Consider the following 23006-nt stretch of genomic DNA (forward strand, 5'->3'; position numbering starts at 1 on the left):
CACAAACATTCTGTCTTTTCACCCGGTAAATATCAGGGCATTTCGTCGAACAGTTCAATCCAGTGCTTCACCGGCACTTCAGCCTGACTGCCGATGTGCATCTGGCAACCGATATTGGCGGTAACAATCAGCTCTGGCATGCCGCGCTCTAGGTTCTCCACCTTGTTATCGAGCAGCTGCTGCGAGAGCTTCGGCTGCAGCAGCGAGTAGGAACCGGCCGAGCCGCAGCAGAGGTGTGAGTCGGCAATTTCAGTCAACTCGAAACCGGCGCGGGTGAGAATCGACTCCACCAGTCCGGTCAGCTTCTGGCCGTGCTGCAGGGTGCAGGGGCTGTGGAAGGCGATGCGTCGCCCACGGCCGACACCCTCGAGCAGTGAACCCAGCGCCTCGGCCGGTTCACGCTGCAGCGCCTCGCTGAAGAGCGCCGCCATTGCACTCACCTGAGCCGCCTTCTCGGCGTAATCGGGGTCGTGCTTGAGCAGCTCGCCATACTGTTTCACCGTTACGCCGCAGCCGCTGGCACCGATCAGCAGCGCCTCGGCCCCCATCTCAATATGGGGCCACCAGGCATCGATGTTACGGCGCATAAAATTGAGCGCCTCCTGCTCGGCCGAGAGGTGATGACTCAGCGCACCGCAACAGCCCGCCCCCTCGGCACGGATCAACTCGATACCAAGCCGATCAAAAACGCGCAGTGCCGCCGCACTGGTCTCTGGCGTAACCACCGACTGCACACAACCCGCCAGCAGCAGCATCTTGCGTGGGTGGTTCTCCACCTTCGGTATTTTGATCCTCTTCACCAGCGGTATCTTCTTGCGTAGCCGCTTCGGCAAGGTCTCGCGGAAGAGCCAAACAGCTTGCAGCAGTGCTTCAAAACGGGTGGGATAGGGGAGCACACCGCGCAGCAACCAGCGCTTGAAACGTTCCAGCACAGGCCGCTTCACCTGCTGCTCCACAACACTGCGCCCAATATCGAGCAGTCGTCCGTAACGCACTCCGGAGGGGCAGGTGGTCTCACAGCTACGACAGGTAAGGCAACGATCGAGGTGCAGTTGAGTCGTTGTGGTCGCTTCGTTCCCCTCCAGCAGCTGCTTAATCAGATAGATACGTCCACGCGGACCGTCGAGTTCATCACCGAGCAGCTGGTAGGTGGGGCAGGTAGCGGTACAGAAACCGCAGTGGACACAGCTGCGCAGAATCGTATCGGCCTCCGCACCCTGAGCTGTTTCGAGAAACTGTTGTGCCATCCGCGTCTGCATCGATCAGAGCTCCGCGTAGAGGCGGCCAGGATTGAGAATCCCGTGCGGATCAAAACTCTGTTTGAGACGACGGTGCAGAGCCATCACTGCAGTGGGCAGCGGCTGGAACGGCGCAGAGTGATCAGTATGGTTTCGATAGGCGGTAGCATGACCACCCGCCTTGGCAGCGGCATCGAAGATCGTCTCAGCGCGCGCACTGCTCAGCAGCCAACGCTGTGCGCCGCCCCACTCGTAGAGCCACTCACCCTCGATATCGAGTGGTGGTGTATCGGAGCCGATCGAGAGACGCCACAACGGTTGCTCGCTGTTGAAGAAATCGTGCTGCTGCTCGCGTAGTGCCTGCCACCAACCGTCTGCTACCGCAGGGTTGAGCCACTCGCCTTCCACCGCATGACACGCAGCGGCGACACCCTCGGGCGTGCCACTCAGACGGATCACGAGACCGTCATCGTCGATGGCACTGGCTGAGATGGGCAGTGGCTGCTGCGAGAGCTGGTGGATTCTGGCCAGTGCCTGTTTGGTACTCAAACCATCGAAACGAAGCGTCACCTCATCCTCGGGGCGGGGCAGAACCTTGAGCGAGACCTCAAGCAGGATGCCAAGGGTACCGAGCGCACCAGCCATCAGTCGCGAGAGATCGTAGCCCGCGACATTTTTCATCACCTCACCGCCGAAGCTAAGGATCTCGCCCTTGCCATTGAGCAGTTTGCAGCCGAGCACCAGATCACGTGCCGCGCCGGCATAGGGACGGCGTGGTCCGGAGAGGTTGCAGGCGATGGTGCCGCCAAGGGTGGCCGTTTCATCGAAGTGGGGCGGCTCGAAGGGGAGCATCTGATTCGCGGCCAACAGCGCCGCTTCGATCTCCCGCAGCGGTGTACCACCGCGGGCGGTGATGGTCAGTTCGGTCGGCTCGTAACTAACGATGCCGCTATGTGCGGTCAGCGCTAACTGCTCGCCTCTCGGCTCACACCCATAAAACCGTTTGCTGCCACCACCGAGTAGCTCGAGCACTCTACCCTCTGCACCCGCCTCTGTGACGCGGCACTGCAACTCCTCTGCGATATCACCACTGGCCATCAGAAGCGCTCCAGCTCGGGGAAGGGGAGCTCACCGTTATGCACATGCATGGCACCGAACTCGGCACAACGGTGCAGCGTCGGCACCGCCTTGCCAGGATTGAGCAGGCGTTTAGGGTCGAACGCCTCTTTAACTGCATGAAACTGGCTCAGCTCCAGCGGCTGGAACTGCACACACATCTGATCGATCTTCTCCATGCCGACACCGTGTTCGCCGGTAATGGTGCCGCCAACCGCGACACAGAGTTCGAGGATCTTGCCGCCCAGCTCCTCGGTGCGCTGCAGTTCACCCGGTGTATTGGCATCGTAGAGAATCAGCGGATGGAGATTACCGTCACCGGCGTGGAAGACGTTGGCGATCGGCAGCTCATACTGTTTGGAGAGATCGGCCATCGCCGCCAGCACCTCAGGCAGCCGCTTGCGTGGGATGGTGCCATCCATGCAGTAGTAGTCGGGGGCGAGACGGCCGACAGCGGGGAAGGCCATCTTTCGTCCCTTCCAGAATGCGATGCGCTCCGCCTCATCGACGGCGGTACGCACCTCGGTGGCGCCGCTCTGCTTGAGAATTTCACGCACCTTTAATATGTGGGCCGAGACCTCTTCGTTGGTGCCATCGAGTTCGCAGAGCAGGATCGCATCTGCATCACGCGGATAGCCGGCGTGGACGAAATCCTCCGCCGCCTGGATCGCCAGCTTGTCCATCATCTCCAGTCCGCCGGGAATAATTCCGGCGGCGATGATCGCACCCACTGCACCGCCCGCTTTGGCAATATCGTCAAAGGCGGCCAGTACCACCTGGGCACGCTCCGGACGCGGCAACAGCTTCACCGTCACCTCGACGATCACACCCAGCATCCCCTCGGAACCGGTCATCAGCGCTAGTAGATCGTAACCCGCACTATCGAGCCCGTTGCCACCGATCTCCAGCAGTTCGCCCTCAATGGTGATCACCTTGATCTGCTGAATGTTGTGAACCGTCAGGCCATATTTAAGGCAGTGCACACCCCCGGCGTTCTCCGCCACATTGCCGCCGATGGTGCAGGCGATCTGTGAAGAGGGATCGGGTGCGTAGTAGAGACCATGCGGTGCAACCGCTTCGGAGATGGCGAGGTTACGCACCCCCGGCTGCACCCGCGCCGTGCGACGCTGCGGGTCGATATCGAGAATCTGATTAAAGCGTGCCAACGAGAGCAAAATGCCCTCTTCAAACGGCAGTGCACCGCCAGAGAGACCGGTACCGGCACCGCGAGCCACAACCGGGACATCGAGTTCATTACAGAGTTTAAGAATCGCCTCGACCTGCGTCACCTCAGTCGGCAGCACCACCAGCAGCGGCAGACGACGATAGGCGGAGAGGCCATCGCACTCATAGGGGTGCAGCGACTCTTCATCGGTTAACAATCCATCTGCAGGAACGATCCTGCGCAACGCATCGATCAACGCTTGTTTGGTTTCGGACGAGAGCGGCTCCCGCTCCGAGTGGTGGTGACTCATATCACGCTTTTTTTATAGATCAGATAGGCGAGTCTATCAGTAGGGTATGGCAGCCCTCCACCCTAGAAGATTAAGGGGTATTTGATCTTTGATTTTCACCCGACAATTTTCCCACTAATAACAGCCACCGAGACGACCTTGATTTGAATATTGAGATCGGTGCTAATAGTGAATTCAACGAGTCACCGATGAAGATCTGAGATCTATGGTGTTATTTAAATAGCCATAACATCACCCTCGTAACTGCACACCGCGATAACAGATGCTGTAATTTCGTTATTTTTCTCAGCTATATCCACACACACCGACAGGTTAAGGGTGTTTTTAAATTAATTCTTATATACTGCCGTTAATTAATAGAATCGAATAATAAAGGGGGATATACCCCTCTGGTCATACCACGGCAGGTAAACCATGAACTCAAACGGACTCTCCACACAGATACTCATTGCCCTGACCAACCACCTACAGGATGCCGTCTTCGCTGTCGAAGAGGGGTGTTTCATCTTTGTTAACCAGCGGGTCACCGATCTGTTTGGATATTCGGAACTGGATATCATTGGCCAGCCGATTCTAGATTTCGTTTTTGAAGAGGATCAACCTCTGGTAGCCGCGCGTTACAAGGCACGGCTGATGGGTGAGCAGGTTGAGAGTGAATACAGTTTCAGGATCGTCACTAAAAGCGGCGAGGTGCGCGAGGTAAATATGCGTGTCGGTCTCACACAGGACGATGAACACTCCACTACATTAATCGGTTCACTGCAGGATATTACCGATGCCGTTCAGACCCGTGCAGCCCTTGAACACTCACAGGCCGATATAGAATCGATCCTCAACAACATGCCGGATGTCTTCTATCGCACCGACATGAACGGCGTCATCACCCTGATGTCGCCCTCCTGCCATGAGGTGATCGGTTACACGCCTGAGGAGATGATCGGCAGGCCAATGGTTGATTTCTACTGCGATGCCAGCGACCGGGAACGGATTGTCCAGGCACTGACCGAAGGAGAGGGAAAGGCCCAACTTGTTGAAGCGTGCCTACGCCATAAGGACCAATCGTCGGTCTGGATATCAACCAACGCCTACATCCGCTATGACGATGCCGGAGAAGCGATCTGCATTGAGGGATCTCACGCAACGACACTGAGCGCAAGGCACTCGAGGAACGACTGGGAAGCTGGCGAAATATGACTCTCTTACCAAGCTCCTTAATCGCCGCGCCTTTCTTGAAGAGGCGGCACATCAGATAGAAATAGCCCACCGCTACCATCGGCCGTTGTCGATGATGATGCTCGATCTTGACTGGTTCAAGACAATCAATGACCGCTACGGTCACTATATCGGTGACGAGACGCTGGTCTATTTTTCGCACGCCTGCCAGGCCGTGCTACGTAAGACCGACATCGTTGGCCGCATGGGTGGTGAGGAGTTTGCCGTACTCTTCCCCGAGACGAGTGGTGAGTTCGCGAATGATATGGTTGAGCGCCTGCGTAGTCGTCTCAGTAATCCAATTGACGTAGGCAGCGTTACGCTGAAGATCACCTTCTCTGCAGGGCTGATCACTCTTAAGTCCGACGACCACTCAGCAGAGATGATGCTCAAGCGCGCTGATCAGCTCCTCTATCAGGCAAAGGAGAATGGACGCGACCAGATCGTGATTGAAAGTTAAGATATTCTTTACTGTTATATTCCCCCTTTCGCAGTTATGGTAAGCCTATAGATTGAGGGTTACCAAGGTTCTGACACCCTGCCAGAAACCACTGCTAATACATTTGTAATGCACCGAAATAGCAACTTCGCCAAGCACCTTCTCTGGTTGTTCCTGCCAGTTGCTATCATCGTCATTTCTGGCGCAACGGCCATCTACAAGTCTGAAACCAGTGCCGACTTGTCACTCATTCGCCTCTCTGAAGATGCCACCGTTCGTGTCTCTTCCAACACCATCAAGAGAATCGTTCAGTCGATCACTCGTGATCTCGCCTTTCTTGCCGAACAGGAGACCTTCATCGAGATGGTCTCCAATGGCAATGGCCATCGAGATCTGCTCATCAAAGATTGGCAGAGCTTCTCTCATACCAAGGGCATCTACGACCAGATCCGTTGGCTGGATACCGAAGGTCAGGAACAGGTAAGAATTAATTACAACGGTGGAGAACCCATCAGCGTTCCTGAACACAAGTTACAGAACAAGCGCAAACGCTATTACTTTACCGACACCCTGCCTCTTAACAGGGGTGAGTTCTTTATCTCTCCGCTCGATCTGAATATCGAGCAGGGAAAAATTGAACGGCCTATAAAGCCGGTGATCCGCATCGGAACACCCGTTTTTAACCACGAGGGAGAGAAACGGGGAATTATCCTTTTAAACTATTTCGGCAATGAATTATTACGCGCTTTTTCACAAGCCATGAGTGATACCGACTCTCATACCTGGCTGATCAATCGAGATGGTTATTGGTTGAAAGGTTCAAACAGCAATGCCGAGTGGGGCTTTATGTTTAACGAACCCGATCTATCACTCCCCGCTCTGTATACGGCTGCATGGCAACAGATCAACGCGACCGAAGAGGGTCAATTTAAGGACCAGCATGGGCTGTGGACCTTTAACACGATCTATCCCCTGATCGAGGGGCAGAAAACAAGCACTGGCACAAATGAGACATTTGCTGCGAGTCGTTCCGAACTCGCTAGCAGGGATTACTACTGGAAAGCTGTGCTCCTGCTCCCCACCGACCAATACCGTGCTACAGCACATTCGCTGGTCCTGGTCACGATAGCCCTTGTTGGCGGTCTATTTTTCGGCTCATGGCGTCTGGCCACTGCCTGGGTGCGTGAAGAGAAGGCACAGGAAAAATTACGCCACGTTAATGAACATCTGGAAGAGACTGTTGCTTCAAGGACAGAAGATCTACGCAACGAAATCACGGTTCGCCAACACGCCGAGGAAGCCTTGAGACATCGTGAACAACGCTTCAGGTCCATTACCAACACCTCCTCTATAGCAATGATCATCACCGTCGATCACCTGGGCAACGTGGTCACCTGGAACCCAGCCGCTGAGCGGACATTTGGTTATTCAGAATCTGAAGTTATTGGAAAACCTCTCACTCAGGTTATGCCCGAGAGATACCGGTCTCAGCATAAACAAGGTTTGGCCAATGCAGTCAGCGGTCAATTGACGCGTGTCATGGATAGAACTGTTGAGGTTCATGGACTGAAAAAAGGCGGCGAAGAGTTTCCGATTGAGCTATCACTGGGTACCTGGAAACAGGATGGTAAACAATATTTCAGTGCCGTCATCCACGATATCAGTGAGCGTCGAATTGCCGAGGAACAACTTAAACACATTGCCAATCACGATACGCTCACAGGATTGCCATCACGCCGACTCTGTCTTGACCGAATCAAAACCGCTGCCGCAACGGCCAAACGTGATAATAATCGTGCGGCCGTCCTGTTTATTGATCTCGATGGTTTTAAGGGTGTTAACGACACGTTGGGACACGAAGCCGATGATGCACTCCTGGTCAATGTCAGTAAACGACTCACCCGCTGTGTCAGAGAGATCGATACGGTCGCACGCATTGGTGGCGACGAGTTTGTTGTTGTCCTGTTTGGTCTCGACAACAGAGAGAGCATCACCCATATCGCCGCCAAGCTGATCCACGCCCTGTCGCAACCATTCCAACTTGGAGACGAAGAGGCCGTCATTGGTGCCAGCATCGGCATCGCTATCTATCCCGACGACACGGACAATTCAGACCTACTGCTAAAGCTTGCCGATGAGGCGATGTATTGCGTCAAGAATACCGGGAAAAATAGCTATCAGTTTTATCGCTGATACGCTCAGGGTTTTCTTTATCCAACATCAGGAGTTCGTCTCACCAGCACTTATTGCGGTGAGATAACCGCTCTGCTAGCATCTCCCACAATTCGAAACAGACTTAATTACGGAGGGTACTCATGATTGTAATCAACACCTTCCGGGCAACCAGCAAGTAACAAATCGCTACTGCTCCTTGCCCGGTCTCTGGACCGGGGCAGACCAACGCCCCTCAAGAGTAAATCTACTCGGCGCACAACCGCGCCAGGGGTTCTTATGTCAAATCAATACTCGCTCGCCCAACTGGGCTGGCAACCATTTTTCCAGCAACAGATCTCACTCGAGGAGTGGGAACCCTCTATCTTTGCCCGTGTTGCTAGCTATCAGCGTTCACAGATCTCACTGTTCACCGTTGACGGACAGCGCACGCTATCGGTAACACCCAATCTGCCACCGATCACCGTTGGCGACTGGCTACTGCTCGGCAGCGATGGAAGCTTTCAGCGACTGCTCGAACGTCGTTCACTCTTTTCACGCAAGGCGGCGGGCAGCAAGGTTGAACGTCAACTGATTGCTGCCAATATCGATACGCTCTTTATCGTCACCTCGCTCAACCAGGACTTCAGTCTCAGTCGTATTGAGCGTTACCTGTCACTGGCTAAGCAGAATGACGTCGAGGCGGTCGTGGTGTTGAGCAAATCTGATCTCTGTGACGATGTCGATAACTACCGTGATCAGGTTGAAGCGCTCGATCCACTACTATCGGTTGTTACAGTAAATAGTCTCGATCACAGCAGTACGGCTACGCTTGAGTCCTGGTGTGGTAGTGGGCAGACCGTTGCACTGCTCGGCTCATCAGGTGTCGGCAAGTCGACGTTAATCAATACGCTCTCTGGCACAACCACTCAGGCGACCGCCTCGATACGCGAAGATGACAGCAAAGGTCGGCATACAACCACTGGACGTTCGCTACATCTATTAAACTCTGGTGGACTGTTGCTCGACACACCGGGTATGCGAGAGCTACAACTGGTCGACTGTGAGGAGGGGGTAGAAGAGACCTTTGCCGAACTGCACACACTCGCGCAGCAGTGTCGCTTCTCCGACTGCCAACATCATTCGGAACCCGGCTGTGCCATACAGGCAACAATTGACGCAGGCAGCATCGATGCACGTCGACTCTCCAGCTATCAGAAGCTGCTTCGTGAGCAGGCCTTCAATAGCGCCACTCTGGCTGAGAGGCGTGATCACGATCGCAACCTGACACGCTACTATCGGTCGGTCCTGACTGAGTCGAAAAGATTCAAGGAGCAGGGATAGTCTCATGGCACCGTTAACCATCAGCAATAGCGTCACGATCCCAGAGGAGGAGATCGAACTGACAGCCATCCGCGCCCAGGGCGCGGGTGGTCAGAACGTTAACAAGGTCTCCTCGGCGATCCATCTGCGCTTCGATATCAGAGGCTCATCGCTTCCTGAAATCTATAAAGAGCGGTTATTGGTGCAACGCGATCGGCGCATCAATAGCGATGGCGTTATTGTGATCAAGGCGCAACGCTTTCGCACTCAGGAAAAGAATCGTGATGATGCACTGGAACGTCTCAGGGAAATCATCAAGGCAGCGATGGTCACACAGAAAAAACGTCGTCCGACCAAACCATCAAAGAACTCACAGAAACGTCGACTCGACAGTAAGGCCAAACATGGCAAACACAAGGCACTACGTGGTCGCGTCAGAGAGGATTAATTCATGGCCATCAAGGCAACCATTTTTAAGGCTTCACTACAGATCACCGACATGGACCGCAACTACTACCAGGGGCACGAGCTGACCATCGCTCGTCACCCTTCAGAAACCGATGAGCGAATGATGCTGCGACTACTCGCCTTCGCCCGGCACGCCGATGAGGCGCTCACCTTTACCAAGGGAATCAGTACCGACGATGAACCTGACCTGTGGCGCATGGATCTGACCGGCGCGATTGATGAGTGGATAGAGTTGGGGCAACCCGATGAGAAACGCATTCGCCAAGCCTGCGGTCGCTCTAAACAGGTGATCATCTACTGCTACAGCGGTCACAGTGCTGAGCTATGGTGGGAACAGTTAAAGGCAAAGGCGGCAGGAATTAAAAACCTTAGCATCTATTCGGTCGCACCAGAGAGCTGCAAGACGCTGGGAACACTTGCCGAGCGCAACATGCAACTACACACCACCATTCAGGATGGTGATATCTGGTTTGGTAATGATGATCAAAACCTCGCTATCGAGATCTCAACCTGGCAATAGAACCGTTAAACCAGCGACTCAACGCTATAGACAATCTGTAAGGTGTGTTCACCACCTGGATCAATCGTAACCACATCATCGGCTGCGTTGGCGCTCTCGACGCAGACCATTTTCAGATAGCCATTCTCACCCAGATCACCCATCTTCTCGGCCGTCTCGATCCAGGGATTCCAGACGATGGTGGAGTTGCTGCCACTCTTGTTGATACGTATACGTCGCTGCAGGGCGGGATCATCGATCGTACAATCGATCGACGACTCGAGATAGATCCGATCGGTCTCTTCGCTGATGCTCACATCACCCGACTGCTGTTTGCGTTCAAAACCATCCACCTTGTCGAGGTAGGGACAGCCATCAAGTCCACCAATGCTTATCTGACTCGCATCGCCCACAGCAAAATAGGTGTGCAATGCCTGACCTATGGTGAATGCATCGCTACCCTCATTACGTGTGGTCAGTGCGAATCTCAACTGCTTGCCTACCGCAATACGGTACTCAAGCTCAGTTGCATGGGGCCACTGACTCTTTGCTTGCGAGTTCAACATCGGGCGCAGTGTTAGCTCGACCTCACCGCTCTCGAGTAATGCACTGCCACTCAACTCCCAATCAATGGTGCGTGCAAAACCGTGCGCCGGATATGACAACTCTAAGGTATGTGGACCGAACCACGGCCAGCAGATAGGCACACCACCACGCACCGATTTTCCGGGTGCAAACTTGGCATCCTCTGAGACCCAGATCACCTCTGCACCACCTTCAGGAATCCAGCTGAGCAGGTGAGCACCCTGCAGTGCAACGCTCGCTGTTGCACCCACTGCCGTGATATCGACTACCGGTAGATCACCTTTTCCGTTGCGGAGCGCAACCCTGCCATTGATGGTGTGTGGGTGATGGTCTGAATTGGTACTCATGGTGTTCTCCTTCTCTTCCTTGATGGCCTGCCCACTCAACGTTCAGGCGCGCGAAATATAGTCAGCGCTGTCGGTATTGACCTTGATCACCTCACCCACCTCCAGGTACTCGGGCACCTGAACCACCAGACCGGTAGAGAGGGTGGCAGGCTTGGTACGCGCCGACGCTGAGGCACCCTTCATTCCTGGCGCACACTCGGTGATCTCCAGAACGACGGTGGTCGGCAGCTCAATACCCAGAATCACTTCATCGGTTATCAATGCCAACATTCCCTCGAGCCCCTCGGCGATGTACTTCAGCTCCTCTTCGATCGAATCTTCGCTGAGGATGTACTGCTCGTAGCTCTCGCTGTCCATAAAGGTGACGCCATCGCCATCTTTATAGAGCAGCTGCACCGGGCGACGGATCAGGTCAACGCTGTTGACTGCCTCATCACCCTTGAAACTGCGCTCGAACTTCTGGCGACTGACCACATTCTGGCCACGCACCTTATAGAGGGTGCTACCGCTGCGCGAGGAGGGCGACTGTACCTGCAGCTGTTTGACCAGAATCGTCTGACCATCGACCTCAATCGCCGCACCTTTTTTAATCTCATTCGCTTTCATTGTCTGTCCACTCAAATTTCAGATGGGCGAATTGTGGCAGCTCAGCCCTCCGGGGTATAGCGCCGACTTATTACTCAGCGATCTGCTCAATCGCCTGCTGCAGAAAGGGGCGTTTTTCAGCGACCTCTCTACTGGCACGCTTGAATACCGATCGCAGAGGTTTCTTAAGATGACTCAACACCGTTTTGGCTGACAGCTGCTTAAGCTCTGCAAATATCGCCAGCGCATAGGTCACCTCGTCCTGTGAGAGGTGAGCAGAGCGCTGCGCATTGGCGTTGTAACAGCTGCCGCAACCACCGCGGAAATTGTAGGCGCTATTGGCAAACATCAGTCCAAAACCCATAAAGACCGCCAGCACCTCGGTTGCCTGGGCCCAGAAATCCTCTCCACCTGGCGGTGGTTCGGGAGACATCGATGCCAGATAGTGGGCGATGATATGGGCGTAGGTGGCGATCATCCCCTCAGGGTTATTAATCTGATTCGGATCGTAGAGCACCGTCAGGTATTGCTCTTCACTAATGCCTGTCGGGGTAACTCCTGCTGGACCCCGCAATGCACCTTCAATCACCAGCTGGGGCGGCTCAACGGTCGAGCACTGATACTGATCGACCAGTCGTGTTGGCCAGTGTTTTACCCCTGCGAACGCTTTCACCTGCTCGAAGATCAACTCCGCCATTCCGTGCACACTATCAACCCGACCTGGGAAGTGCTCATTACTCGGAGTGACAAGAATCGTTTCATTTTGAAACAGCTCACCATCGAAGTTGCGCAACGCCCAGCCATAGGTATCGAACAGCCACGCCACACGTAACTCATCGAGAATCGGCTCTTTGTTAAATATTGAGAACATCACTTATACCTCTGCCCCACTATGAGGCACCCTTTTAACCCGCTTCGCGTAACAGAATGTTACAAAAAACCCCACAACTCTGCTTGCATTCAACATAATGACCCAATAAAATTCTCAACTACTTATTTACCCACAACACACATACATACAGAGGTTTTTTACAATGAACGTAGATCAGCACCTGAAAGTCGCTACCTGGCACATTGAGCAGGCTCGCCTGCACGCAACCAAGGAGCACGCTTGCGGTTGCCCAATCAGCCCTGAGTACCAGAAGATCATCGACGAGGTCGAAAGCGGTAAGATCCTCGAAGAGCTGACCTGCGCTGTAAATAGCTAATATTTCATATAATATTAGCTACGAAAAACCCGCCAATTGGCGGGTTTTTTTACGCCTGAACTTTTTAACAAGGCTCACTCGTTACTGGGGTGTACCACATGCAGATTTGGCATGCCGACCACGGTGAAGCCCCGATCCCTCGCCATCAAACCAAAACCCTCTGTCTCAATGTGATAGTTATAGGGTGATTCTGGGAATGTTACCCCCTGCTTCAACACTTCACTCTTCACTAACAGTGCTGTACCACCGACACAGTCGAGTGGAACCAGATTGAGATAGTTCAACTCAGTCAGATAGATCCGTGGTGTTCCCGATGGCGGTTGCAACAACCCCTCTTTTCGAGCGTAACGGTAGAGATATTTAAAGTCAGGCAACTTCTCATAGAGGAATGCGTTTTTATCGAAGGGTTTACCATCCTCTTTCACACAGTTGGCCATCACCACATCGCGTTGAGACGAAAGCATCTGTTGAATGAGATCTGTGGGTAAATCGCTCAGATCGACATCGATAAAAAGACAGTACTCATAACCCTCTAAAGCTCTGCTCGCAAGGCGGTTACGGCACTGCGCCAGAATTGAGCGACGCCTCAGCTGTACTGAACGATCCCACCGTTTTACCTTTAAATGAAAACCAAAATCGAGACGTTCAATCCACACTGAGTGAAAGCGTTCACTCCAACTCGACTTCAACTGCATCAGCAGCTCTTCCGTCTTGTCGATACAGTCACTGTAAAGAATAGCGACATCGATCTGTTCACACGGGTAATCAAGCGCCTCTATCATCTCCCGGTAGCGCTCGATATTCGACGCCGCATTTTTCATAGGCGTCGCGATCAAAATTCTCGGATGTGATGTGACCTGCTCTAACCTCTGGTTGTCGATAACGATCGCAGATGCGATGTCCTTATAATCAAGCTCAGGGCAGCGCAACTCTCTCCATATTTGCTTTAAACTTTTACGTTTGGGTCGTCTATTCAAATCTTTATTTGACCACGAGCCATGCCAAAGATGATTTAACAGCGGTTTATCAACTGTATCCAGGCAATTAAATTGAGCATACATAGTTTGTCGATAGGCGGCGGAGTCATGGCAACTGTTTCCATGTTTATCGTGCGGTGACCAGCTGTCGGCAAGTAGCACGTCTGGTCGCAGCTCATCGGCTACCGTCATCACTGCCCCGGTGAGCATAAATGGACCCGTTGCATCTAAGACCGTGTAGCTCTCTCTCTGTTTTACTAATACCTCATGCACATGGTTCCAGAAACCATTTCCACGCTCTGATCCCATCAACGCATTGCAGAGTAGGTAGGGAAAACCTCTGGCAGAAGCCTGTCGCTCTTCAAGATGTTTTTCTGGTTCTGCTGATAAAAACAGTCGGCTTGCACCCATCAAACCGTCGATAGACCCCAAACATTCCACATCGAGATCTGAATAGACACCACCCTCATGATGCAAGATGAAATAGCGCACGGCATCGCAACGCATAATCGCCTTGGGATAGGCATCATAGATCTCTAGAAACCATGGGTAGTGATCTTCAATCAGTGCGCGATTATCCTCGTCGCTCCAAATATTTATCTGCCAATCGGGATGATGAAGACGCCATGAATCAACCACCTTCTTATACGCTTCAGGCAGGTTATGATCGACCCAGGTAAAGTGGATTATTTTTGGAATCATCTTCTAACTGACAAATATTATTAATATGGTTATATAGTGCATATCTGCCGATAAAAATCAGCAGTTTTCTTACCAACCAGCGTCCATGAATAGGCTTTCCGATTCTCTTTAAGCGCTCTCTTTTTCTCTTCATGCTCCGCTTCAGATGATGCAGCCAATACCTCCGAAAGGTTATCCTCTCCGGATTCATCAACATCAAAATAGATTCCCGCCTCACCAAGAATTTCACAATTGTAGGGTGATCTACTGCAGATGATTGGCAAGAGATGCTGCTGTGCAAAGTGAGGTGCAGCTGTGGTCAATGACCTCTTGCCGTGCGCGCTAATCAAATAGTCTGCCGCACGCGCTAAATCCGCTAGATCGTTTTCTTTAACATAATCTAGAAACCTGATATCACCCCTACCTAACAATCCCTTCACCTTCTCAATATAGTTTGGATAGGCAATACTCTTCAGCCGTCTATAGTAACCACGGTCATGAAATGCACCAGCGATAAGAAGTACAGCCCTTCTCTCTAAGTCACGCACTGCTTTGATTATAAGTTCATGTGTCTTATAGGGTCTGACCAGTCCAACGCTGATTAAAATCAGTGCGTCGTCAGGCAACCCTAATGAGTGACGTGCCTGCTCTTTAGTCAGCGTCGAAACTGGCTCATGTGAAAAGAAACCGTGTTGTATCAGACTATGCTGGCCTGAAAACTCAAAGGCTTCTAAAACTCGCTGACGCCCGCAATTGGAATGGTGAATATTTCCGTCAGAAAATGTGTAGAGAAGTTGATAAAGTCGCTGCTCAAAATCTGGATTAACACAGTTGTGTGGAAGAAAATTATGAAGGGTTAAACAGAGCTTAATATTACACGCTCGTAGTTTCTCTAGTGCATCACTGAAATCATTTAAAATCTCAGAGCTACTCTGTTTCATTGTTTTTCTTGAGGTGAGTAAAGACTCTGGCCAGTGTAGGTGCAGAATATCTGGCCGCTGAGCTTTAATCTCATCAACTATCTCCGGCAGATAACTTCCCCACTTTCCGAGCAGCACACAATCCACACCGCCCGATTCAAGACCGCTGGCAAGCGCCCTCGAATAGTTATGATCTCCTGGAATTATGACTACCTTCATACGATACGGCTTTCCCTGGCTCTTGTAATTAACTGTGCTAATTGCCGTACACGGGTACTGCTTACAGCTGTATAAATATTTCAGTTATTTGATGACTACTACCCGGCTAAACTCTATCCGAGATCCGCCAACTTCTCTTCAACCTGCACCAGCTCTTCTGAGATCGCCTTGGCAATTCCCGCCAGAACTTCGGCATTCTCTAGCTGGATGGCACGTTCCTCGGAGTCAGGATCAAGCCCCTTACGATAGTCGGCCTCAATTGCGGCAAGCCGTTCTTTCAAGCGATCACGCTCAGCCCTCAGCTTTGCCACTTCCTCATCAATCTCGTTCATCTCTACCTCTCCTCGTGAGTGAGTTAGCACTTCGGCCAAAACTGCGTCTCGATACCCTCACCCAGATCGGCCTCGATCAGGCGACGACGAACCTCAAGTAACCGCTCAATCAAGGCGGGCTCCGCCTTCTCATACGCCTCTGCATCGGGCTTCCGGCTCACCACCACACCGAGCAGTTCGGTGATCGCATTACCAATCGAGTTCTGACTGATAGTTACAATCAGCTTACCCTCATCGTTGCGGTAGATCAGCTGCTTAAAGGCGGGTTGCCAGCGAATAGCATTGGCGTAGGCGGGATCGGTAATACAACTATCACGCACCTTCTTCGCCGTCTTGAGAAAATCATTATTAAACAGCAGCACATTCTCAACTGAGTCTGGGAAATAGACGTCGTCGAGAATCGGTGCGTTGCGGCTTGAAACCTGCGAGAAGAAGGTACGGTAGAAGTCGATGAAACCTTTGAGGATCTCATCATACTCCTGCCAGAAGCGCACATCCTCCAGAGTCGCCACACCACCCGGAATCTCCCAACTTGGCAGCCCCTGCGGAAAACCGGTGAGGTTGAAGCGCGCCCCATCATCACTGACCGGTTTTAGAACCTCCAGCTTGAGGGAGTTGCAGACAAACTGACGATAGACGTCGTGCATATACTTCTCAAACAGCGAGTGCTGGCCACCGTCAGTGAGATTGGGGTTTTTCACATCGGCCAGGGTACCTTCACGCAGGGTCTGCATCGGGAAGACCATGAAGTGGTTGTGCAGCATACGAATACTCGGTACGCCAGGGGAGGTGAGCGGCCAGGTGGCATCGAGGCTTGCCTCACCCGCGAGGACCAGATGTTGTTCCGGGTCGGGGTAGGTCTCGAGCATGTAGTCGATAATGATCTGGTTCATCCGGTTCCAGACGTGTTTCACGTTCTCAGGAACCTGGGTGCGACGCACTGGACGACCCAGTGGGTTGAGGATCGTCTGTGATGTGTTGTAGATGATCGACGTATCGAACTCGTTGGTATGACCAAGCGCCTTACGATAGAGCAGCAGATCTTCCGGGTTCTTCAGCAGCCCGTTGTTGTGCATCAGATCGTTGAGATTCTCGGTCGAGTTGAAGAACTCATTCGGCTTCATCCCCTCCGGTACATCGAGCGGAATAGGGCGGAAGGGGGTAACGATCTCTCTTGGGCCGGACTGCATAGCACAACACCTCAGAACTCTTTATGGGCATATAAGCCGTTGAAATGACAACAATAACTAATGTTATTCACGCTATCACCATTAGATATCAAAAGGAAATAGCTACCCTGATATACCTCCTTTTTCTCGCCACCAACAGAGACCCTCTATCAACTACGCTTAGGGTACAGGGTTACTAATAACAGGGGGAATAACACATGAAGCCGATACTAACCGTCGAATTCAGCGCCAATGCGGCCGGTCGTGACTTCAATGAAGAGAGCGTCACTATCCACACGCCTGAAGAACTATTTCAGTTTGTTGCACCAGGGGGAGGGTGCGAAAAGATTCCGGATGAGGTGAGTGAGATTCAGTTTACCTTCCTGCCTCCGGAGCACCCCAACACCATTAATACCATTGCCGATCGACCCGCCACACTCTCACTTGGCATGGCCTATTTTAGTGGTCCACTCTCTGAGATTGTCGAAACCTCACAGCAGATCCTCGACAAGGCGGGCAGGGGTGAGCTTTCCTTGGCATTTATTGAAGCGATTAGTGCAGGTAGCTAAGAGCTACTTCTTACTCTCAGCCAATTCCGGGCATAAAAAAGGGCCCACAACCGTCGTTGTGAGCCCTCTCATGCCTACATACTTTAGAGTGCGATCAGACGCAGCCGGTCGGCTTTGGCAGGCCACCGTACTTGGTTATCGGCTTCATCGGGCCGGTCAGCCAGGTCTTGAACATCTCCTTCTGATCAGCACCGGCGTACTTGGAAAACTTACGAATCGGCGGTACTACGCTGTTCTCTTCGAAGTACTCACGCGCCTTCATAATGTGTCCCCACTTGACGTCATCGAGTTCAATACCGTCCGCCTCAGCCATTGCACGGCCAATTTCAGGGGTCCAAATATTCATATTGGTGAGATATCCGTCACCGTCGCGATCTGGTAAATCCATCGTCTTGCCTCCAGTAGTTTTCTTGCTGTGTGCCAGCTCGGTTGGGCACATCAAAATTAATAACTTAGTAAACTTGTAGGCGATTAAACATTACCCGATGATTCTTGTCAACTACTAATTGTTAAAATTTGTGGTTATTAGACCCTTTAACTAACAAGGTCTAATCGATCGCTTCACGTCCACCACTGAATATCTCTAAGCCACCTTTAACCATTTCCTTAGAATGGGTTTATATTTCTTGCGCCCAAACCGGTATCCTATGCGGCAACTGCAATTACTCTATAGGGTGAAATGATGAGCGAGCTGGACCTTCCCGAGATCAAACTCGACAACGACAACCTCTACCGTGAAGAGAGCTTCACCGATCGCAAGGTAGGCATCCTGCGTCGCCTCTCACCAATAACTACTGATGGCTCTGACGACAATAGTCGTCCAACACTCTGGATCGGTCAGACCCAGGTAATGACCCAGGCCGGTCCACTGCCGATCTCATTTGAGATCGAGGCCGCGACTCTGGAAGAGGCACTGGGCAAGTTTACTGAAGGTGCCAAGACGGGCATCCAGGAGACTATTGAGGAGATGCAGGAGCAGCGTCGCGAATCAGCCTCACAAATCGTCGTTCCCGGTGCTGGTGGTGGCAACCGTATTCAGGTCCCCTAGCACGCGTTTATCCAACAATAATGAATGGGGCGCCACCTGAGCGTTCCCTACAGTGGTCATATGAAGATGTTTTTAGATCAGTTTTTTAGCAATGACGAAGGATCGATCCGGATCTCACGCCAACAGGCGAGCACCTTTGCCAAACGTGTAGCGGGCGATTTCAACCCGATCCACAATGAGGATGCAAAGCGCTTCGTCGTACCCGGTGACCTGCTGTTTGCACTGATCCTCACTCGTTACGGCGTGAGCCAGAAGATGCACTTCAACTTCGAGGGCATGGTGGGTGATGCCACGCCACTTCACTTCCCGGAGTCAGAGGATGAGAAGCTGGCGATCTGTGATGAGAACGGCAAGACCTATCTGACCGTTGAGCGATCTGGCGATAACGATCAGGAGCAGAATCTGGTTCGCTCACTCGCCTGTAGCTATGTCGAATTCTCTGGCCAGACCTTTCCCCACATTCTGGTGCCGCTGATGAAGCAGCACAACGTGATGATCAACACTGACCGACCACTGGTAATCTACGAAAGCATGTCGATCGACATCGATCGGTTAGATATCACCGATCCGAAGCTGGAGCTGAGTGGATCGTCACTAGAGGTTGAGGGTAAGCGTGGTAACGTCCGCCTCGACTTCAATCTGATGTCGGGTGATGAGGTGGTAGGGCGTGGTTCGAAGAGCATGGTGTTGAGCGGTCTTCGCGAATATGACCAGCAGAAGATCGACACCCTGGTCAGCAACTTCAATGCCGGCAAAGAGGCCTACGCGGGTTAGGATCTGTTAACAGACCCTAACTCTCCCACCATGGAGACCAAACCAGCCTGTCATCAGTGCTTTCTGCGCCAGGCCAGTGATGCGGCCAAACGTCTAAACCTGAGCGCCGCCAGAACCGATGAACTACTGGCAACGGCACAGGCCCAGCTGCAACAGCCATCCGCCAGCGCCACACCACCGATCATCGCCTCTGACCTGCACGCCATGATTCGCCACGAGAGCGGCTGTAGTGACCCCTATCTGGCTGCAAAACAGAGCGCCACTGAACATGCGCTCAGCCTCTACCCCAAACTGAAGCAGCTGCTGGCAGATGCCGATGATCCGCTTGATACCGCGATTCGCCTCGCCATCGCCGGCAATATCATCGATCTCGGTGTAGCCGATGCCTACGATCTCGAGGCGAGTATCGAGCGGGTGATCAAACTCACACCCGCCATTAACCATCTGCCTGAACTACGCGAAGCACTCAGCCACGCCGAGCAGGTTCTCTACCTGGCCGATAATGCCGGCGAGACGGTGCTTGATCGTCTGCTGATCGAACAGCTCGAACTGCCCGTTACTTACGTGGTGAAGGGCGGTGCTACGGTCAATGATGCCACCCGTGATGATGCGCTGGCCGCCGGTCTCGACCAGGCGTGTGAGATTATCGATAACGGTGCCGCCTCGATGGGAACACTACTAGAGCGCTGCAGCGCAGAGTTCCGTAATCGCTTCGACCGCGCCGAGCTGATCATCGCCAAGGGGATGGCCAACTTCGAGAGTCTCAGCGGTAGTCGTAGCGGACTCTTTTTCTTGCTGCAGGCGAAATGTGGCGTGGTAGCCGATCATCTCAGCGTCGCCGAGAAGTCGATCATTATTTTGCAGGACCAGGCCGAGACAGCAGAGGCGGAAACCGGCGTTTAACGATGGACAGACCGGGTGAAATCGTTATCTGCGGCCTCGATGGCGTACTGGCACTGATCGAGCATCGCCTTCATCACCTCTATAACGAAGAGGGTGAGAAACATTGGGATCGATTCCACGCCGCCTGTATCGATGACATGCCCAACCTGCCTCTGGTCGATCGACTCAACCACGCCCGTAGTGAAGGTACCGAGTTAGTCATCATTAGCGGACGCAGTGCGGCGGTACGCAATGAAACTATCAACTGGCTGGCACAGTGGGACATCGGTTATGACGCGCTCTGGTTACGCCCAGAGAGGGAGTTCAACAGCTCAGCCAAGTTCAAGGCCGCACTACTCGATCGACGCTATCCACAGCGTCCGATCCGACGTATCTACGAGTCCGACAGCCATCTCGATGTGGCACAACTGGCGCTGGAACGCATCATCCCTTGCACCCTGATCGGTCACAATCAGGGCAACGGCGAGTCGCGAGAACTATTCGAACTGCGGGTGATCAACCACAGCTGTGATCACACCACCCTCTACCCCTTCTATGGCGACGAGGACTTCAGCTGGGATGAACGCACCCAACAGCTCACCGCCGGTCCCTGTCGACAATGTCAGGTTCGAGAGCAGCAGAAAGAGCAGAAACAGAAGGCGACCGTCGCTCGACTGCACGCCCAGGGGCGTGGCCTGCCCCCACTGGAGGGTTCTGAGCGACAGACGGAGTGGGCTGAGGGGATACGACAGAAGGGTTTTGGTGCTGTCGATAAGGTCTTGAGCTGGATCGATCAGGTCGATGCAGAGGCGCAGCGTGAAGATCCCGACCACTGGTACACGGTTAAGCAGGGCATCGACCGCTCGATCAAATGGCTGGAGGAGCAGGCCGATGCCAAGTGGTGGATCGATAATCGCCACGGCATCTATAACAATCTCGATGCGGGCCGTTCACTACTCTCTGCGATTGCTGAACAGCAGGGCTTCTTTTAGTCGCGGCTCGTTTCGGCACGTCCCAATCGGTACGCCTCACTCAGCGCCGCCTTGAGCGCCGCCTGTTCTTCGAGGTTATCGATCTCCAGGTGCTGTTTGGCAATGGTAGCGAGCTTCTCCATCAACCGTTGTTCATACCATGCAGCTATGAAACCCTCGGTATCAAGCTGACCCTCACTGATAAAGTCGGTAACCACACCTGTGGCATTGGAGTAGGTGACCGGCTCCGCCTCCATCATCTCGTACTCATAGGAGTAACTATCGATGCCGTTACGCTTGGCAATCGTTGTATAGAGCGCGGGAATGACACCGTGCATGGCGATGATCTTATCGAAATCGACCTCTATGGAGGGTTCGAACTTCTCACCCTTGAAATAGAAGTGGACGGTGGCTGTGGCACTATTTTTCATCTCATTGCTCTCACTACTTACATCACTAGATAGGCGCTATCCCTGTTCAAGATAGGCTAGTACATCAGCCAGTCGCCCTTCATCGACCATGAGCAGAAAGGGTGAACTACCAAACTCTCCACTCTCAGCACGAAGCCAATGATACATGCGCACCCCATCACCCTCCATCCGCTCGTGGAGTGCCTGATAGAGGCGGATAAACTGCTCAGCCCGATCCCAGGCATCGCTCCCCTCAACCAACAGATTTCGTCCCTCAAACAACGCACCGACATCTTCACACTGAAGGCCAAGCAGCCGCGCCACCTCGGCTCGGTAGAGACCCAGCATCTCACCCGCTTGAACTACCGACTGGCTGAGTCGCTGCAGTGATGAGAAGGGATCGGTGAGGCGATGGACCAAGAGAGCTCCAGACTTTAATGCGCGTAGCGCCATTATTACCTACGGTGGCCTGATGAAAAAATGCTACAACTATTGGGTGTTTCGCAGGCGTAGAAATGATGCGAAGCGTGGCAGACCGCTTTGCGTCAGACCGTAATATTTATAGGTCACGATGGCACCAATGGGGGGCGGCGTTCGACGCTCTTGATCACTCAGGCCACTACCCAGTCTAAAGCGCCTGCCACTCTCATCCTCAACCAGCAGCGAACCAACCTGACCGAGGTACTTCCCCTTACCCGGCAGGTGTTCGATCACGATCGCCTCAGCATCCTGATAACGCTTCAGTTTTAGTAGATCGTCTGATCTGAAGGCACGATATCGTGCATTGGCGTGGTGAAGCATCAACCCCTCACCCCCTGCAGTGACCACGGCATCGAGCTGCTACATCAACTCCGACTCACTCGCGACTCGCCACTGCTCGACCAGAACTATATAGGCAGAAGCGGTGGTCGAAACGACTCCCTTTAACGCCTTCAACCGATCATCAAAGCTGCCCGTTGCGCTGGGCAGGTCAAACACCATGAATCGGATCTCTCGCCACTCCTCCTCGTTCGGCACATAACGTCGAACCGCACCACTTAGCGTCCCGAAACGGCCTCGTCCCATCCACAGTTCACCATCAAGGGGAGTTGCTGGAAAATCTACAGTGAACCAGCTGGGAGCCTGAAAACGATTACCGCCACGCGAGATGAGTTCACTACCGCTCCAATAGGCACGTACTCCATCGAGCTTTTCACTAACCCAATACGCACTCACATCGTTACCCTGACGATAGCTATTGGCAAGCATCAGTGCGGGTCGCTCTGCCGCATAGAGTGGGGTTATAGAGTGCGCGATTAAGAAAACAAAACAGAGTGCTGGCGTAATCTTGCTACGCAGATATTCCGGTGACATAACGCCCTCCCTGGCTGTTATTGAGGCCTTCCCATGGCCTCTCATCAAATCATGG

27 protein-coding genes are annotated in these 23006 nt (G+C 53.0%); 12 read left to right on the top strand and 15 right to left on the bottom strand.

The annotated features are described in order from the left end of the window. Positions 1 to 32: 32 nt before the first annotated feature. Genes glcF through HUE57_RS02870 form a run of 3 tightly spaced genes read right to left on the bottom strand, consistent with a single transcriptional unit; the run spans position 33 to position 3829 of the window. Complete coding sequence (gene glcF / locus HUE57_RS02860) at positions 33 to 1259, bottom strand: glycolate oxidase subunit GlcF (protein WP_078483492.1); 1227 nt, start codon at positions 1257 to 1259, stop codon at positions 33 to 35. 3 nt (positions 1260 to 1262) lie between these two features. Beyond that, positions 1263 to 2336, bottom strand: coding sequence for a glycolate oxidase subunit GlcE (gene glcE / locus HUE57_RS02865; RefSeq protein WP_078483493.1), 1074 nt, complete (start codon positions 2334 to 2336; stop codon positions 1263 to 1265). Next, positions 2336 to 3829: an FAD-linked oxidase C-terminal domain-containing protein gene (locus HUE57_RS02870; RefSeq protein ID WP_078483494.1), complete on the bottom strand. Its 1494-nt coding sequence runs from the start codon at positions 3827 to 3829 to the stop codon at positions 2336 to 2338. The genes glcE and HUE57_RS02870 overlap by 1 nt, the downstream gene beginning before the upstream one ends. A 414-nt stretch (positions 3830 to 4243) precedes the next feature. On the opposite strand from HUE57_RS02870, the gene HUE57_RS02875 reads away from it, so the two are divergent. The 6 genes from HUE57_RS02875 (at position 4244) to HUE57_RS02900 (ending at position 9942) form a co-directional block, all read left to right on the top strand. Continuing rightward, positions 4244 to 5023 carry a PAS domain-containing protein gene (locus tag HUE57_RS02875; RefSeq protein WP_174672687.1) on the top strand — a complete coding sequence of 260 codons (780 nt, stop codon included), beginning with the start codon at positions 4244 to 4246 and terminating at the stop codon, positions 5021 to 5023. Next, positions 5010 to 5501, top strand: coding sequence for a GGDEF domain-containing protein (locus HUE57_RS02880; protein ID WP_174673710.1), 492 nt, complete (start codon positions 5010 to 5012; stop codon positions 5499 to 5501). The genes HUE57_RS02875 and HUE57_RS02880 overlap by 14 nt, the downstream gene beginning before the upstream one ends. Positions 5502 to 5609: 108 nt before the next feature. Then, complete coding sequence (locus tag HUE57_RS02885; RefSeq protein WP_078483496.1) at positions 5610 to 7673, top strand: diguanylate cyclase domain-containing protein; 2064 nt, start codon at positions 5610 to 5612, stop codon at positions 7671 to 7673. A gap of 258 nt (positions 7674 to 7931) precedes the next feature. Then, positions 7932 to 8975, top strand: coding sequence for a ribosome small subunit-dependent GTPase A (gene rsgA, locus HUE57_RS02890; RefSeq protein WP_078483497.1), 1044 nt, complete (start codon positions 7932 to 7934; stop codon positions 8973 to 8975). Between the two features lie 4 nt (positions 8976 to 8979). Then, positions 8980 to 9402, top strand: a complete 423-nt coding sequence (gene arfB / locus HUE57_RS02895; protein ID WP_078483498.1) for an alternative ribosome rescue aminoacyl-tRNA hydrolase ArfB — start codon at positions 8980 to 8982, stop codon at positions 9400 to 9402. Between the two features lie 3 nt (positions 9403 to 9405). Beyond that, complete coding sequence (locus HUE57_RS02900; protein WP_078483499.1) at positions 9406 to 9942, top strand: YaeQ family protein; 537 nt, start codon at positions 9406 to 9408, stop codon at positions 9940 to 9942. A 5-nt stretch (positions 9943 to 9947) separates the two neighbouring features. Here HUE57_RS02900 and HUE57_RS02905 read toward each other — a convergent pair whose 3' ends face one another. The 3 genes from HUE57_RS02905 to HUE57_RS02915 form a co-directional block, all read right to left on the bottom strand. After that, positions 9948 to 10853 carry a D-hexose-6-phosphate mutarotase gene (locus tag HUE57_RS02905; RefSeq protein ID WP_078483523.1) on the bottom strand — a complete coding sequence of 302 codons (906 nt, stop codon included), beginning with the start codon at positions 10851 to 10853 and terminating at the stop codon, positions 9948 to 9950. A gap of 42 nt (positions 10854 to 10895) precedes the next feature. After that, a complete protein-coding gene (efpL, locus tag HUE57_RS02910; protein WP_078483500.1) occupies positions 10896 to 11459 on the bottom strand; it encodes an elongation factor P-like protein EfpL in 564 nt (187 codons plus the stop codon). Between the two features lie 70 nt (positions 11460 to 11529). Further along, a complete protein-coding gene (locus HUE57_RS02915; RefSeq protein ID WP_078483501.1) occupies positions 11530 to 12309 on the bottom strand; it encodes a hypothetical protein in 780 nt (259 codons plus the stop codon). A 163-nt stretch (positions 12310 to 12472) separates the two neighbouring features. On the opposite strand from HUE57_RS02915, the gene HUE57_RS02920 reads away from it, so the two are divergent. Continuing rightward, positions 12473 to 12646, top strand: a complete 174-nt coding sequence (locus HUE57_RS02920; RefSeq protein WP_172840239.1) for a hypothetical protein — start codon at positions 12473 to 12475, stop codon at positions 12644 to 12646. Between the two features lie 74 nt (positions 12647 to 12720). On the opposite strand, the gene HUE57_RS02925 is transcribed toward HUE57_RS02920, so the two are convergent. From HUE57_RS02925 to HUE57_RS02940, 4 genes are all read right to left on the bottom strand, one after another. Next, positions 12721 to 14325, bottom strand: a complete 1605-nt coding sequence (locus tag HUE57_RS02925; protein ID WP_078483502.1) for a glycosyltransferase — start codon at positions 14323 to 14325, stop codon at positions 12721 to 12723. Positions 14326 to 14354: 29 nt separating this feature from the next. After that, positions 14355 to 15443 (bottom strand): glycosyltransferase family 4 protein, encoded by a 1089-nt coding sequence (locus tag HUE57_RS02930; RefSeq protein ID WP_078483503.1) that lies wholly within the window; start codon positions 15441 to 15443, stop codon positions 14355 to 14357. Between the two features lie 113 nt (positions 15444 to 15556). Further along, complete coding sequence (locus HUE57_RS02935; RefSeq protein WP_078483504.1) at positions 15557 to 15775, bottom strand: hypothetical protein; 219 nt, start codon at positions 15773 to 15775, stop codon at positions 15557 to 15559. 23 nt (positions 15776 to 15798) lie between these two features. Beyond that, complete coding sequence (locus tag HUE57_RS02940; RefSeq protein WP_078483505.1) at positions 15799 to 16965, bottom strand: hypothetical protein; 1167 nt, start codon at positions 16963 to 16965, stop codon at positions 15799 to 15801. A gap of 197 nt (positions 16966 to 17162) precedes the next feature. On the opposite strand from HUE57_RS02940, the gene HUE57_RS02945 reads away from it, so the two are divergent. Next, entirely contained in the window at positions 17163 to 17513 is a 351-nt protein-coding gene (locus HUE57_RS02945) for a hypothetical protein (protein WP_078483506.1), read from the top strand. Positions 17514 to 17607: 94 nt separating this feature from the next. Here HUE57_RS02945 and HUE57_RS02950 read toward each other — a convergent pair whose 3' ends face one another. Further along, complete coding sequence (locus HUE57_RS02950) at positions 17608 to 17901, bottom strand: TusE/DsrC/DsvC family sulfur relay protein (RefSeq protein WP_078483524.1); 294 nt, start codon at positions 17899 to 17901, stop codon at positions 17608 to 17610. 291 nt (positions 17902 to 18192) lie between these two features. Between HUE57_RS02950 and HUE57_RS02955 the strand changes: the two genes are divergently transcribed. The 4 genes from HUE57_RS02955 (at position 18193) to HUE57_RS02970 (ending at position 21209) form a co-directional block, all read left to right on the top strand. Then, complete coding sequence (locus tag HUE57_RS02955; protein ID WP_320416266.1) at positions 18193 to 18561, top strand: hypothetical protein; 369 nt, start codon at positions 18193 to 18195, stop codon at positions 18559 to 18561. 66 nt (positions 18562 to 18627) lie between these two features. Further along, the gene (locus HUE57_RS02960; RefSeq protein ID WP_078483526.1) at positions 18628 to 19335 is read left to right on the top strand and encodes a DUF3581 domain-containing protein; all 708 of its coding nucleotides are present in this window, start codon (positions 18628 to 18630) and stop codon (positions 19333 to 19335) included. Positions 19336 to 19365: 30 nt separating this feature from the next. Then, positions 19366 to 20238 (top strand): damage-control phosphatase ARMT1 family protein, encoded by an 873-nt coding sequence (locus HUE57_RS02965; protein ID WP_078483507.1) that lies wholly within the window; start codon positions 19366 to 19368, stop codon positions 20236 to 20238. Between the two features lie 2 nt (positions 20239 to 20240). Beyond that, positions 20241 to 21209: a phosphatase domain-containing protein gene (locus HUE57_RS02970; RefSeq protein WP_078483508.1), complete on the top strand. Its 969-nt coding sequence runs from the start codon at positions 20241 to 20243 to the stop codon at positions 21207 to 21209. On the opposite strand, the gene HUE57_RS02975 is transcribed toward HUE57_RS02970, so the two are convergent. The 4 genes from HUE57_RS02975 to HUE57_RS19905 form a co-directional block, all read right to left on the bottom strand. Continuing rightward, positions 21206 to 21619: a hypothetical protein gene (locus tag HUE57_RS02975; RefSeq protein ID WP_078483509.1), complete on the bottom strand. Its 414-nt coding sequence runs from the start codon at positions 21617 to 21619 to the stop codon at positions 21206 to 21208. The genes HUE57_RS02970 and HUE57_RS02975 overlap by 4 nt on opposite strands. Positions 21620 to 21655: 36 nt before the next feature. Next, positions 21656 to 22018, bottom strand: a complete 363-nt coding sequence (locus tag HUE57_RS02980; RefSeq protein ID WP_135622139.1) for a hypothetical protein — start codon at positions 22016 to 22018, stop codon at positions 21656 to 21658. A 69-nt stretch (positions 22019 to 22087) separates the two neighbouring features. Then, positions 22088 to 22426 carry a hypothetical protein gene (locus HUE57_RS19900; RefSeq protein WP_320416267.1) on the bottom strand — a complete coding sequence of 113 codons (339 nt, stop codon included), beginning with the start codon at positions 22424 to 22426 and terminating at the stop codon, positions 22088 to 22090. Between the two features lie 12 nt (positions 22427 to 22438). Further along, entirely contained in the window at positions 22439 to 22951 is a 513-nt protein-coding gene (locus tag HUE57_RS19905; protein ID WP_320416268.1) for a hypothetical protein, read from the bottom strand. Between the last annotated feature and the right edge of the window lie 55 nt (positions 22952 to 23006).

The organism is Candidatus Reidiella endopervernicosa, from assembly GCF_013343005.1.
GTDB lineage: Bacteria > Pseudomonadota > Gammaproteobacteria.